The following is a 14,516-nucleotide window of genomic DNA, read 5'->3' as shown; positions in this document are numbered from 1 at the left end:
AATCGCTTCAACGGACGGGAAGGGCGATCATGGAGCAGCCCAAAACCTCTTTCGCCAGTCTGATCGAGAAGGACCGCGAGGAACGCACCTCGCAGGACTGGTCCGGCACTTTTCTGGAATATCTGGAAAAGGTCCGGGACAATCCCGAGATCACCAAACTGGCGCATGCCCGCATTTACGACATGATCATGAAAAAGGGCGTGGATCTGGTCGGCGGTGCCGACGACCCGCGCCTGCAGCGCCTGTTCGGAGACGAGCCGGTGAAGACCTACCGGTTCTTCTCCGACGAGTTTTTCGGCATGGAACGTACCATCCAGCAGTTCGTGCGCTATTTCCATTCCGCCGCCCTGCAGGGCGAGGAAAGCCGGCAGGTGCTCTATCTGATGGGCCCGGTCGGTTCGGGGAAAAGTTCGCTGGTCGAACGGCTGGAACGCGGGCTGGAGGAAGCCCCGCCCATCTACGCCATCGACGGCTGCCCGATCCGCGAGGAGCCGTTGCATCTGATTCCCCGCCATCTGCGCCGGGAATTCGAGAAGATGCTCAACGTCCGCATCGACGGCGATCTCTGCCCGATCTGCCGCTGGCGGCTGAAAGAGGAGTTCAACGGCCGGTATGAAGAGATGCCGGTCAGGACCGTTTCGATTTCCAAGCGCGCCCGGCGCGGCATCGCGGTCGTACCGCCGGTCGATCCCAACAACCAGGACACGTCGGTCCTGATCGGGTCTGAAGACATCTCGAAACTCGATCGCTTCTCCGAGGGCGATCCGCGGGTTCTGGACCTGAACGGCGCCTTCGATGCCGGCAATCGCGGCATCGTCGAGTTCATCGAGGTCTTCAAGAACGAGACCGAATATCTCCACGCCATCCTGACCGCGACCCAGGAGAAATTCGTGCCCGCCCCCGGGCGGCACGGCACGGTTTATGTCGATGAATGCATCGTCGCCCACTCGAACGAGGCCGAGTGGCAGAAGTTCAAGTCGGACCACACCAACGAGGCAATCCTGGATCGCATCGTGATGATCCGGGTGCCCTACAATCTCAGGCTCTCGGAAGAGGTGAAGATCTATTCGAAGATCCTGGGCAAATCGGGCTATCGCCATCACATCGCGCCGCACACGCTGGAAGTGGCGGCCATGTTCGCGATCCTGTCGCGGCTGGCGCCGACACCCAAATGCGATCTGATGACCAAGCTCAGGCTTTATAACGGCGAGGAGGTGGTCGAGAAGGGCCGGGCGAAGAAGATCGATGTCGACGAACTGCGCGACGAGGCGATTTCCGAAGGCATGAGCGGCATTTCCACCCGTTTCATCGTCAAGGCGGTGGACAATGCCCTTGCCGACAGCCCCGACGGCATCACGCCGATCCATATCCGCGAGGCGCTGATCGCCATGGTCAAGGGCAGCGAAATGCCCGACGACCGGCGTAAGCACTATCTGGAGCTGCTGCAGGACACCATCCACAAGGCCTATCTGGAGATCCTGGAGAAGGAGATCACCCGCGCCTTCGTGTATGCCTATGAAGAGCAGGCCGAGACCCTGTTCCAGAACTATCTCGACCACGCCGAAGCCTATATCAACCGCACCAAGGTCAAGGACCGCAACACGCGGGAGGAGTTGCAGCCCGACGAGGCTTTCCTGAAGTCGATCGAAGAGCAGATCGCGATCATCGGCACCGCGGCCGAAGGCTTCCGGCAGGAGGTCATCGCCTATCTCTGGGCAGCCACGCGCCGCGGCGAGAAGGTGCATTACTCGTCCTATGAGCCGCTCAAGGATGCGATCGAGCGCAAGCTGACCAATTCCGTGCGCGACATCAGCCGCATCATCACCAAGGCCCGGACCCGCGACGAGGATCAGCGGGAGAAGTACGACCAGCTGGTCAAGAACCTGCTGGGCAATGGCTACAACAGCTATTCGGCCGACGTGGTGCTGAAATACGCCGCCAACAATCTCTGGAAGGATTGAGGCGGGCGGCGGTCCGATCCAGCAGATCGCGGCCGGCCGGCGGGCCCGTTCCGGGCGTCGCCGGCCGATCGCGGCAGCAGAGGGATGGCAGAGCTGCATGGCGACGATTTTCCGGGACTATGCCCAGAGCGAAGGCCTGCGCAGTGACCGCAGCGCCGGTGACCGTCAGCGGCATCGCGACAAGGTCCGCCGGGCAATCCGCGACAATATCGCCGATCTGGTCGCCGAGGAGGCGATCATCGGCCAGTCGCGGGAGAAGACGATCAAGGTGCCGATCCGCGGCATCAAGGAATACCGCTTCATCTTCGGTGACAACCAGGGCGGCGTCGGCCAGGGCGATGGCGACACCGCCGAAGGCCAGGTGGTCGGCAAGGCCGGTGACGGCCAGGGAAAGCCCGGCCAGGGCCCCGCCGGCGACCAGGCCGGCCGCGACGTCTACGAGACCGAGATCACGCTCGACGAGCTGATCCAGATCATGTTCGAGGATCTGGAGCTGCCCGACCTGGAGCGGCGCAAGCTGCGCGAGGTGATTTCGGAGCGCACCCACCGCCGCAAGGGTTATCGCAAGAGCGGCATCCGCGTTCACATGTCGAAACGGCGGACCGCCATTGCCCGCGTCCGCCGGCGGATGGCGACCGGCACGCCGCCCGTCTCGGATCCTGATCTCGATGCGGCTGAGGACGCCGAAGACGAGCTGCCGGAGGATGAGATGGCGGAGGATGAGATGGCGGGTAACGACGGTGCGGCCGTCGCCGGTACCCGCTTCCGCTTCCGCAAGGACGATCTGCGCTATCACCGCATCCGCCCGCAGGTGGAGCCTGAAAGCAATGCCGTGGTGATCTGCATCATGGATACCTCGGGCTCCATGGATACGATGAAGAAGTATCTGGCGCGGAGCTTTTTTTTCATGCTCTATCAGTTCGTGCGCACCAAATACGACACGGTCGAAATCGTGTTCGTTGCTCATGATGCGGTGGCGCGCGAGGTGAACGAGCATGATTTCTTCCATCGTGGCGAAAGTGGCGGCACGCTGATTTCCAGCGGCTATGAAAAGGCCCTGGAGATCATTCGCGAGCGCTATCATCCGTCGCTGTGGAACATCTATTCCTTCCACTGTTCGGATGGCGACAACTTCCCGTCGGACAATGACCGGACGGTTGCGGCGGCGAACGAGCTGTGCGAGGTGTCGAACCTGTTCGGCTATGGCGAGATCAAACCCAATGCCTGGCGGTTTCGCGATGCCACGATGCTGGACGTCTTCCGCCGCGTGACCGCGCCGAATTTCCACATGTTGTCGATCGAGCGGAAGGAGGATGTCTGGCCGGCCTTCCGGGCTTTCCTGACCAAGGAGAAACGCCCGGAGGAGGCACCGGCCGAGGCGGCGGCGGGCGCCTGACTGCGCATCCGCCATGCGGCGCCTCGTCGTTCCTCGTCTCGTCGGACATGACCGGGAGGGCCTGCCCCCATGGGCATGAGCTGGACCATGCGCGATCTGGAAGAATGGGATGCGCGCATCCGCGACAAGGTCGCGGAATACGAACTCGATTGCTACGACCAGGAATTCGAGATCTGCGACCGTGACCAGATGATCGGCTTCATGGCCTATCACGGCATGCCGTCGCACTATCCGCACTGGTCGTTCGGTAAATCCTATGAACGCCAGCGCACGCTCAACGACCTGGGCGTGGCCGGCCTGCCCTATGAAATGGTGATCAACAGCAGCCCGAGCATCGCCTATCTGATGCGCGACAACTCGCTGTGCCTGCAGATCCTGACCATGGCCCATGTCTATGGCCATAACGACTTCTTCAAGAATAATTTCTACTTCGCCCGCGGCACCCGCGCCGAACTGATCCTGGGCCAGGTGAAGATGCATGCCGATCGGGTGCGCAGCTATGTCGAGGACCCATCGATCGGGCTGGAGGCGGTGGAGAAGGTTCTGGATGCCGCCCATGCGCTGTCGTTCAACATCGGCCGCAACCCGGCCGTGCCGCGGCTGTCGCCGGCCGAACAGCGCGCCCGGGCGCTGGACCGGGCGACGGGTACGCCCGACCCCTATGCTGCGATCCATGCCCGCAAACGTCCGGACGAGGCGGCGACAAACGCCGATCTGGAACGGCTGCCGCTGGATCCGGACCCCGACCTGCTGCTGTTCATTCGCGACCACGGCGCCTATCTGGCCGACTGGCAGCGCGATCTGATCGGTATCGTGGACGAAGAAGCGCGCTACTTTCTGCCCCAGATGGAAACCAAGATCATGAACGAGGGCTGGGCCAGCTTCTGGCACCGCGCGATCATGAACACGCTGGGTCTGCCGCCCGACATCCATATGGAATTCCTGGTCCGCCACAATCAGGTGGTGCGGCGCATCCCGGGCGACGTGAACCCCTATTGCCTGGGTCTCGCGATCTGGGACAGGCTGGTGGCCGAGGAAGAGGGGCCTTGGGATCCGCGGCGCGGCCTGCCGGCGGCGCCTGCGGCCGCCACCCGCCAGAAGCTGTTCCAGATCCGCGAGAGCGAGCGCGATGCCAGCTTCCTGCGGCGCTTCCTGGACGAGGAGCTGATGCGCGATCAGGACCTGTTCGCCTATGAACCGCGCGGCAATGATCTGGTGGTGGCGAAAGTGTCGAATGAAAGCGGCTGGCGCGAGGTGCGCGACCGGCTGATCCGCCAGACCGGCACCAATGCCATGCCGATGATCCGGGTGCTCGACGGCGATTACGGCCGCAGCCGCGGGCTGCTGCTGGAACACGTCCATGACGGCCGGGATCTGCAGCTGGGCTATGCGGAGAAGACCCTGGATCACGTCTACACACTTTGGGGTCGAGAGGTGCACCTCAAGACAACGGTGAATCGCGAGACGGTGATTCTAAGTCGCGGAACGGATGGGTTCCGCACGAGGGTGGTTCGCGACGAGTGACCTTATGTTGACAAGCTGCATCATTGGTGGTTGAGTCCATCGTCGACTTCGCTCCGACAGCGAACAAGAACACCGGGAAAGCGATCAGGACGGGCCCGATGGTGTCTTCATCACCATGGGGCCTGATACCGTGGTCGAAGCGGCGTAACCGTCTCCGGCGATGGCCGGAGGGGGTGGCGGGTCAAGAGGTTCGACGACGTGGCCTGGGGAGGCGTGCAGTTTTCGCGCGAGCCGTCAAAGACCGGCAGCATGCCCGCCGATGCGGGGCAGCCGGAGGGGGCATCTGTGTCTCCGGTTCTGCCTGCGCCGCCGGTTTTGACCTTGCCGGCCACCGCCTGTGCCGGGCTTGAGCCCGCACTCATCGCCGCGGCCCTGTTGTTTGCGGGCGTCGGCATCTGCGCAGGTCTTCATCTGAGCGGTATCGTGCAGCTGCCCGGGGCGGCCCTTGGCGGCGGCCTTCTGTTGCTTGCGGTCGCCGGTGCGCTGGTCGCGGGCGGGCTGTGGTGGCGCTTCAGGCGGATCTCGTCGTCGCCGCGCCATCTGATCGACGGAACCGGGCTTCTCTGGGACCGGACGAATGACGGCGTGGTCCTGTTCGATGCCGCGGCGCGGGTGATCGGATGGAATGGCGGCGCCGCCCGGATGACCGGGCTGGATGCCGGCCGGGTGGGGGGCTACACCATCCATCATGTTCTGGCGGGCGAGGATCTGCCGCGGCGGCTGGAGGCGATCCGGGATCAGGTGATGGAGACCGGCAGCTGGCGCGGTGCCCTGGATTTCCGCCGTCCCGACGGCGCGATCGGGCGGTGCGAGACCCTGGTCATGCGTCTCGCCTCGCCCCAGAGCGGCGGCGCCGTGTCGATGATCGCGATTGCGCGCGACGTTACCGACCAGACCGAGGCGGAGCGGGCGGCCGATCTGAGGGACAGGCGGCTGAAGGCCCTGATCGAGAACGTGCTGGACGTGGTCCTGGTGCTGGAGCGCGACGGCAGCGTCGCCTTCGCGAGCCCCAGCACGCGACGGGTTCTGGGGCGGGCACCGGGAGAGGTGGCCGGGACCGCCTTTGCAGCACTGCTCCATCCCGAGGATCGCAGCCGTGTCGCCGAAGTCTATCGCGCGGCTCTTGCGGACCCTGGTGTGACCGCCGTGCTGGAATTCCGCCTCCGGCATTCGCTGGGGCACTGGGTGACGGTGGAGGCCATCGGCCGCAGCCGGATCGAAGACCCGGCGGTAGGCGGTGTGGTGGTCAATCTGCGGGATGTGACCGGTCGCAAGCGGGTGGAAGTGGCGCTCAGGGCCGCCAAGGAACAGGCTGAGTCGGCCAACCGGATCAAGTCGCAGTTCCTGGCCAATATCAGCCACGAGCTGCGCACCCCGCTGAATGCGGTGATCGGATTTTCAGAAGTTCTGACGGCGGGTTATGCCGGAGACCTCAGCGCCAAGCAGAGGGAATATGTCGAGGATATCCGGGTATCGGGCCAGCACCTGCTGTCGCTGATCAACGATATTCTGGACCTGTCGAAGGCCGAGGCCGGCAAGCTGGAACTGGTCGAGGAACAGGTCGTGGTCGATGCGCTGGTCGGCCAGGCGGTCGGCATGCTGCGGGAACGGGCCGAGGTGGCCGGCATCAGCGTATGTTCCGAGGTTTCGCCGGGGCTGCCCGTGCTTTCCGGCGACGGCCGCAAGATCAAGCAGATCGTGCTCAACCTTCTGTCCAATGCGATCAAGTTCACGCCTGCCGGCGGGCGGGTCACGATAACGGCCGGCCGCGGCAGCGATGGCGGGTTGCGCATCGTGGTGGCGGATACCGGGATCGGCATGTCGCGCGACGAGCTGGATGTGGCGCTGGAGGCCTTCGGTCAGGTCGACAGCAAGCTGAACCGGCGGTTCGACGGCACCGGGCTTGGCCTGCCGCTGGCCCGGATGCTGGCCGAACTTCATGGCGGCTCGCTGACACTCGACAGCGAAAAGAACATCGGCACCACGGCGACACTGCTGCTGCCGGCCGCGCGATTGGGCGGTGCCGTCGGGTTGGGAGCCGCTGCCGGCGGCTGCCCTCCGGATCGTGCAGCGGCGGGACCGTCCTGATATCGGCCGCCTCCGGCGTCAGCCGGTCAGCAGATCCGGATGGCGGCGATAGGTCCAGACCGAGGCCGGCCAGAGATTGAACGGTACGAAACGCGTGCGACGGCCGTCTACCCGGGTCCGGTCGAAGGGCACCGGGCTGTCATACCAGTAGGTGAACTGAACGAAGCGGCCGGCGGCCGGTCGGGCGAGGTCGAGCGCGTCCTCCAGCAGCCGTGTCCGCAGGGCATCGGGCCGGCCACGGAGCGGCAGGCCCGAGACCACGCCTGCAATCTGCGGTTCGGCACCGCCGCCGATTTCGGTGGTGATCAGCCGGCGCATGTCGAAGGCCGAGCCGTTGAGCACGGTGGCCTGCGGGAACATGCGGCGGACATGGTCGGCGAAGCTGGGGTTGAGTTCGATCAGGATCAGGCGGTCTTCCGGAATGCCGCGGTCGAGCAGCGCCCGGGTCACGACGCCCGTGCCGGGGCCCAGTTCGACCACCGGCCCGTCGGCCGCGGGGTCGATTTCGGCGGCCATGGCGGCGGCGAGGGCGCGGCTCGAAGGTTGCTGGGCTCCCGTGCGGAGAGGGGCGCGCAGGAATTCACGCAGAAAGAGGCTGTCTGCCATATGTCGCCATCCGTTCATGCGCGCGCGCCCCGCGGCTGGAACGGCCCGACCGGGGCGGGTGCTGGTTCATCTGAAACGTCATCTTCCTTTATAGGAAGCCGACGGATGCACCCGGGTGATAAGGCGAGGACAACTGCATGGCCTTGTTGGGACATGCAGTGCCGTGCACGGAAGAAGCACATCCGCCTTCATCATAGACATGAAGCTGATCTGCGATCCATGGTTGATGAGATCATGGTGCCGGCCCGCGCCGTGCCCTGCGATCGAGGATCAGTGAAAATCGCGCGATCGCAGGCGGATCTGGCCGGCGGGCGCGGTTGTCGTCGGTGCGGTCGCGTCCAGCCGGATGCCGAGGGCCGCCAGATGTTCGGCCGCGGCCCGGTCGTCGGCACGTCCGACCGCGGCGGTCAGCATCGGCTCGGCATCGGCCAGGGTTTCGACCAGCAGATGGATGATCTGCCCCGATCGCTCCAGCCGGCCGCGCGCGGTGAGCACCCGGCCGGTATGAACCAGGACGCGATGGCGATCACGAATGTCGGGCCGGACGATCAGATTGGCATAGCCGGTTTCATCTTCCAGCGTGATGAACACGATGCCCTTGGCGGTGCCCGGCCGCTGGCGGGTGGTGACCAGCCCGGTCACCGACGTGCGCCGCCCGCTGGTGATGCCGCCGAGCGCCGAAACCGGTACCACGCCGCTCCGGTCCAGTTCGGCGCGGATCAGGGTAATCGGATGGCGGCGAAGGGTGAGGCCGGTCGAGGCATAATCCTCGACCATCGCCCGTGCCGCCGGCGTCGGCGGCAGAGGGGCCGGCGCCTCTGCCGGCCTGCCGCCATCATCCAGCCCGGCGAACAGCGGCAGGGCTGCCCCCGCCTCCATCCGTCGCAGCGCCCAGAGCGCCCGGCGCCGATCCAGCCCCATGCCACGGAAACCGTCGGCTTCAGCGATGCGCATCAGGGCAGCCGGTGCCACCCCCGCCAGCCGGGTGACGGCGGCCGGGCTGTCATAGCCGCCGGGCGGTCGCCGCCCGGCGATCCGCCGCCCATCCGCTTCCGCAAGCCCCTTCACCAGACGGAAGCCCAGGCGCAGCGCCGGCAGACCTGCCGCACCGGTGGCGGTGGTGGTCGGCTCCAGCGTGCAATCCCAATCGCTGCGGGCGATGTCGACCGCCCGGATCTCCACCCCATGGGCTGCGGCATCGCGCACCAGCTGGGCCGGTGCATAGAAGCCCATGGGCTGGCTGTTGAGCAGCCCGCAGGTAAAGGCCGCCGGGTGATGGCATTTCATCCAGGCCGAGACATAGACGATCAGGGCAAAACTGGCGGCATGGCTTTCCGGAAAGCCGTACTCGCCGAAGCCTTCGATCTGGCGGAAGCAGCGTTCGGCAAAGTCGCGGTCATAGCCGCGGGCGACCATCCCTGAGACCAGCTTGTCGTGGAAACGGTTCACCGATCCGGTGCGGCGGAAGGCGGCCATGGCCCGGCGCAGCTCGTCGGCCTCTTCGCCGGTGAAGCCGCCGGCGACCATGGCGATGCGCATCGCCTGTTCCTGGAACAGCGGCACGCCCATGGTCCGCTGCAGCACCGCCTTCAACTCGTCCGACGGATAGTCCACCGGCTCCAGCCCGTCGCGCCGGCGCAGATAGGGGTGAACCATGTCGCCCTGAATGGGGCCCGGCCGGACGATCGCCACCTCGATCACCAGGTCGTAATAGGTCCGCGGCTTCAGGCGCGGCAGCATGTTGAGCTGGGCTCGGCTTTCCACCTGGAACACCCCCACCGCATCGGCCCGGCAGAGCATGTCATAGACCGCCGGATCCTCGGGCGGGAGGGTGGCCATGGTCCAGCTCTGGCCGGTGGTCTGCCGGATCAGGTCGAAACCCTTGCGCACGGCGGTCAGCATGCCCAGCGCCAGCACGTCGATCTTCAGGATGCCGAGCGCATCCAGATCGTCCTTGTCCCATTCGACGAAGGTGCGGTCGGGCATGGCGGCATTGCCGATCGGCACCGTCTCTTCCAGCGGCCGGCGGGTGAGCACGAAGCCGCCGACATGCTGCGACAGATGGCGCGGAAAGCCAAGCAGGCTGCGGGCAAGCGCGATGGTCGCCCGGATCCGCGGCGCATCGGGATCGATCCCGGCAGCCCGCAGGGCCTCGCGGTCGAGCGGCTCGTCGGAATGACCCCAGATCTGACCCGAAAGCCGGCCGGCGGTATCCTCGTCCAGCCCCATGGCGCGGGCGACCTCGCGCAGCGCACTTTTCGGCCGGTAGCTGATGACGGTGGCGGCAAGTGCGGCATGGTCGCGGCCGTATTTTTCATAGAGATGCAGGATCACCTCTTCCCGGCGTTCGTGCTCGAAATCGACGTCGATATCGGGCGGCTCGTCGCGGGCGTCGCTGATGAAACGCTCGAACAGCAGGTCGACCCGGGTAGGGTCGACGGCGGTGATGCCGAGCAGGAAGCAGACCACGGAATTCGCTGCTGATCCGCGCCCCTGGGCCAGAATGCCGCGATCGCGTGCGAAGCGCACGATCTCGTCCACCGTCAGGAAATAGGGCGCATAGCCCTTGCGGCCGATCAGCCCGAGTTCGGTTTCGACCCGTTTCCGGATCCCGGCCGAGGCTCCCTCGGGATAGCGCCAGGCGAGCCCTTCCCGCGTCCGGCGCTCCAGGGCCTGCTGGGGTGTTTCGCCGGGCAGGCCGGTCTCCATCGGATATTCATAGGAGAGTTCGTCGAGCCGGAAGTTCAGCCGGTCGGACATCCGGCGGGCGGCTGCAAGGGCGTCGGGATAGCGGGCGAAGCGGCGGGCCATCTCAGGCGGTGGCTTCAGATGGCGTTCGGCATTCCGGGCGAGCCGCCGGCCGGCCCGATCGATCGTCACATGCTCGCGGATGCAGGTCATCACATCGGCGAGCATCCGCCGCTCAGGTACATGCATGCGCACGTCGCCGGTGGCGATCATGTCGATGCCGAGCCGGCCGGCCAGCGCATCGACCCGGGCGATGCGGGCGTCGTCATCGCCGGCAAGCAGATGGCGCGCCGCCAGATGCACCGCATCGGGGAAAGCGGCCGCCAGCCGGCTGGCGGCGGCGGCATGGGCATCCCAGTCGGGATGGGGGCCGGTTGCAGGGCACGACATCGGCGGCAGCAGGATGATCTCGTGATCCTCCGCCATGGCCAGAATGTCGGCCAGGGTCAGCCGGCAGGCGCCTTTGGGCGCCCGACGCTTGCCCAGGGTCAGCAGGCGGCAGAGCCTGCCATAGGCCTCCCGGTTGCGCGGGTAGAGCAGCATCGGCGGCGCATCTTCGGGGTCGAGCCTGGCGCCGACATGCAGGGCAAGGCCCAGCTTGCGGGCCGAGACATGGGCCCGGACCACGCCGGCCAGGCTGGACCGGTCGGCGATCGCAACCCGGTCATAGCCGAAGGCGGCAGCGGTCGCGACCAGTTCCTCTGGATGCGACGCCCCGCGCAGAAAGCTGAAACAGCTGGTGATCTCGAACTCGACATGGGGGACGGGCTGCATCGGTGCGGAACCTGTGCCGACAGCTGAGGGTCCAGGGACAATGGTCTGAAAAATCAGGCAAAGATGCCGTGGACGAACCAGTCGTCTGCGGCTGCGGCGTCATCGGCGGCCCCGTCCCCGTCGAGCACCAGCCCGGCCGAGCCGCGGCTGCGGAATACCCAGAGCCTGAGCCCGTCCTCGGTCTCGACCCGGTAATAGTCGCGGGCCTCGGCCGGGGCGCCGGGGCTTTCCCACCAGGGGCCGGTCAGCCGTTCGGGGCCATCGGCCAGATGCACCCGATGCAGCCGGCCGCGCCAGCGCAGCCGGGCTGGCGGATCATCGGGCAGGGCCGCCACCACCAGGGCCGGTTCGGGCCGGGCGAGCAGCCGCGCCGGCCGGGGTGCCGTTACCCGATGGGGGCCGTCGTCGATCCGGACAGCCCGCTGCGGGGCGATGGCAGCGGGGATCAGCCTGATCGCCGTTTCGGGCATCACCCCGGCTTCGATCCTGACCGCCCGGACCCGGCCATTGCCGAGCCGGGCATCGATCCGGTCGATCAGGGCGGCGACGGCAGCGCCGCCGGTACCGGTTGAAAGCGGGGCCTGGCCAAGCCCCGGCAGCGATCGGTCCAGATCGGCGAGCGGCTGGACCACGGGTGCCGCCAGAACCATGACCTCGATCCCGAGGCCGGGATCGATCCGGTCCAGCCGTTCGGCCAGCAGCCGCATCATGTGCCGTGGCTCCCGGCTGGCGAGCGCCAGGCCCAGCTCGGCGCGCTGCAGGCGGCCGTCGACCAGATGGACCGACAGCGCCAGCCGCCGGGCACCGAGGCCGGCGGCACCCAGATCTGCCACCAGATCATCGACCAGGGCGGCGGTGGCGGCAGCGATATCCTCGGCCCGTCCGATCGGCTCCGCCCAGCTGATCCGCACCTCGACCGGTGCCGACGGCCGGCGGGGATGCAGGGGATCCGGCGCCCGGTCGTACAGCCGGTCGAGCAGGTCGAGCAGCCCCGGCCCGAAGCGTTCGGCAACCGAACTGCGGGGCAGCGCATCCAGGGCATCGACCCGCCGGATGCCGAGCCGCGCCAGACCTTCCGCAACCCGCCGCAATCTTTCCCCATCGAGACTGATCATCTCCGGCGGCAGGGGGCCGACCAGCCGGGCGAGGGCGGCCCGGGTCTCCTCGGGACCGGCGCGGTCATGTGCCACCACCACGGCGGCATCGGCCGGGGGATATGCCTGTGCCTGTGCCTGTGCGTGGGCCTGGGCCTGGGCCCGGGCGAGGGCAGAGGCGGCGAGCGGTGTGGGGGCGATCGCCGCGGTCAGGCTGAAGCCGCGCCCGCGGATCAGGGCACCGGCCCGGGCGATCAGACCGGCCTCCCCCCGGAAGAGATGCGCAACCCCGGTGATGTCGAGAAGCAGCCCCTGATCGCCGTCGAGGCCGACTGCGGGCGAAAAGCGGTCGGCAAGATCGGCAAGCCAGGACAGGGCCCGACGGTCGCCCCGCGGGTCTGCCGGGGCGAGCAGGATATCGCCGGCGGTCCGCGCCCGGGCTTCGGCCAGCGTCATGCCCGTCCGGACCCCGGCGGCCCGGGCGGCAGGGTTGGGGATGGTGATCATCGGCCCGCGCGGGCCCGGGGCATGACAGGCGGCTGGGCCGTGGCGCCAGTGCCTGGCCGCATCGGCATCGCCGCCCGCCTGCGCGATCAGAATCTGGCGGTCGACGGCGAGCAATGGCAGATGCAGAGCCAGAATGCGCCGGCCGGAGCCGGTGCCGGCGGGGCGTGCGGGATCGGGGTGAGGGCTGGACATGAGAGATATTGAACCCCGGGGCAAGGCGGGACAGCGGCCCCGTGCCGGCGCGGGCGTCCGGTTGCGGGGGCGGGTCAGCCGGCGGTGAGCGGCCGGTTGCCCAGGCTGCGGGTGAGGGTACGGCCGAACCAGCCGCCGGTCCCGGTCTGGCGGGTCGGCAGGCCGTGTACGACCTGGCGTGTCGCCGCGGCACCCGGACCGTGGATCACGTCCAGCATGCCCGCACCGGTTGTATCGTCCCGGTTCGCCTCCGGCCCCTCGGCCGCCCAGGCGACGGTGAAGCGGGCGGGCAGGGCGCCGCGCGCACGGAGCAGGTCCAGCCGCCAGTGCAGCCGGCCGATCGGGCGGGCGGCATAGCCTGCCGCAGCCGGCCATTGCGCGGCTGTGCCGGGGGCCGTGGTCACCGCCCAGCGACTGGCGGCGGAACTGGCCGGCAGACGGTCGAGCAACAGGGCGGGATCGGCATCATGGGCGGCGGTGGCGGCAAGGATCCCGGTGGCGACCGGGCGGAGCATCAGGGCCGGTGCCCCGCCTTCGGCAGCGGCGAATTGCAGGCGCCGGGTGGCGAGCGGGTCGGCATCGGCGACCTCTCCCACCACGGCTGCGACCGCGCCGCTGCGCACCGCCTCTTCCATCACCCAGAGCCGTTCGGCACTACGCCGGGCCGGCACCACCAGCAGCCGGGAGGGATCGAGCCCGAAACCCGCCAGCCCCGGCGCATAAGGGGGCGGCCAGCCGCCGACCCAGAGAACCGGGCCGCTGCGCAGGCGCGCTGCCGCCGCGGCCCAGCTGGCGGCAAGCCCCAGCCCGGCACCATGGGCGGTGCCGGCCGAAGGATGATCCCCCGCTTCCGCGGTCACGATTTCATGCAGCCGGGCCAGGCTGAGCCCGCCTTCGCCCAGGCGGGCATCGATGGCGGCATGACCGGTGCCGATCACGGCGCCCGCCTGGCCACGGTCATCTCCGGTGGTGGCATTGCCGCGGGTCTCGATCCGGGCGATCACCGCCCGCAGCTGCTCGACCCGATCGGGCACCGGGGCTGCGGCAAGACCGGCTGCCGCCGTGTCGTCGAGCTGATCGTCCTTGGCCTGGGGGTCGGGGTCGACCGCGGCCCGCGCAGTTGCTGCGGCAGCGGCCGCGAGCAGGCGCGAAGGCCTGACCCGGATGGCGGGATCGCGCCGGGTGAGGGTGGAAGGGGGTGCGAGACGGGTCGCGGATCCGAAAGCCATGCCATCCTCCGTCGTTGGGCCGCCTTCCGGCACTGGCCACGGGGTGGAAGGAACACCGGCAGAACCGGCCGGTGACGAAAGGAGCGGTGGTGCCGAAATGAGAGCAGGGCAGGTGGTCCCGGCGACCATCAGGTGCAGCTCCGCCATGGCCAGGCTGTGCGGCCGGCCGGGCTGCACGGCTATGGAAGAGGCGGTGCCGGCGACCCGGTCATCGGCCGCGGCCGGTGTGCGCGGACGGCGGGGGCCATCCCTGAAGATGCGGACCACCCGGCCTGGTGCCGGCGCGATGGTCGTCGGCCTGATCGGTATCATCGCTGCCTTCCTGCAAGAGAGGCCGGCCTGCAAGAGGGGCCGGTGATGCAGGCCTGGCCTGTGCGGGCCGGGCTTGCGGGGCCGT

At 67.8% G+C, this 14,516-nt stretch carries 8 protein-coding genes; 4 read left to right on the top strand and 4 right to left on the bottom strand.

Going from position 1 to position 14,516, the window contains the following annotated elements; translation table 11 throughout:
- Nucleotides 1–29 precede the first annotated feature (29 nt).
- The 4 genes from CMO28_RS23890 to CMO28_RS23875 all read left to right on the top strand — a co-directional run bounded on the left by CMO28_RS23890 (nucleotide 30) and on the right by CMO28_RS23875 (nucleotide 6,969).
- Entirely contained in the window at nucleotides 30–1,961 is a 1,932-nt protein-coding gene (locus CMO28_RS23890; protein ID WP_014745449.1) for a serine protein kinase, read from the top strand.
- Between the two features lie 97 nt (nucleotides 1,962–2,058).
- Nucleotides 2,059–3,357: a sporulation protein YhbH gene (gene yhbH, locus CMO28_RS23885; RefSeq protein WP_296718084.1), complete on the top strand. Its 1,299-nt coding sequence runs from the start codon at nucleotides 2,059–2,061 to the stop codon at nucleotides 3,355–3,357.
- Between the two features lie 69 nt (nucleotides 3,358–3,426).
- Complete coding sequence (locus CMO28_RS23880; protein WP_296718080.1) at nucleotides 3,427–4,881, top strand: SpoVR family protein; 1,455 nt, start codon at nucleotides 3,427–3,429, stop codon at nucleotides 4,879–4,881.
- Between the two features lie 285 nt (nucleotides 4,882–5,166).
- Nucleotides 5,167–6,969 (top strand): PAS domain-containing hybrid sensor histidine kinase/response regulator, encoded by a 1,803-nt coding sequence (locus tag CMO28_RS23875; protein ID WP_296718077.1) that lies wholly within the window; start codon nucleotides 5,167–5,169, stop codon nucleotides 6,967–6,969.
- Between the two features lie 18 nt (nucleotides 6,970–6,987).
- On the opposite strand, the gene CMO28_RS23870 is transcribed toward CMO28_RS23875, so the two are convergent.
- From CMO28_RS23870 to CMO28_RS23855, 4 genes are all read right to left on the bottom strand, one after another.
- Nucleotides 6,988–7,575 carry a class I SAM-dependent methyltransferase gene (locus CMO28_RS23870; RefSeq protein WP_014745445.1) on the bottom strand — a complete coding sequence of 196 codons (588 nt, stop codon included), beginning with the start codon at nucleotides 7,573–7,575 and terminating at the stop codon, nucleotides 6,988–6,990.
- Between the two features lie 270 nt (nucleotides 7,576–7,845).
- On the bottom strand, nucleotides 7,846–11,097 hold the full coding sequence (locus CMO28_RS23865; protein ID WP_296718069.1) for an error-prone DNA polymerase: 3,252 nt from the start codon (nucleotides 11,095–11,097) through the stop codon (nucleotides 7,846–7,848).
- 53 nt (nucleotides 11,098–11,150) lie between these two features.
- Nucleotides 11,151–12,890 carry a hypothetical protein gene (locus CMO28_RS23860; protein WP_296718064.1) on the bottom strand — a complete coding sequence of 580 codons (1,740 nt, stop codon included), beginning with the start codon at nucleotides 12,888–12,890 and terminating at the stop codon, nucleotides 11,151–11,153.
- Between the two features lie 74 nt (nucleotides 12,891–12,964).
- A complete protein-coding gene (locus CMO28_RS23855; protein ID WP_296718062.1) occupies nucleotides 12,965–14,119 on the bottom strand; it encodes an ImuA family protein in 1,155 nt (384 codons plus the stop codon).
- Nucleotides 14,120–14,516 lie beyond the last annotated feature (397 nt).

Origin of the sequence: Tistrella sp. (genome assembly GCF_002684955.1) — a bacterium.
GTDB lineage: Bacteria > Pseudomonadota > Alphaproteobacteria > Tistrellales > Tistrellaceae > Tistrella > Tistrella mobilis.
The sequence above is the reverse complement of the archived record's forward strand: the minus strand, read 5'-3'. Positions and strand labels throughout refer to the sequence as shown.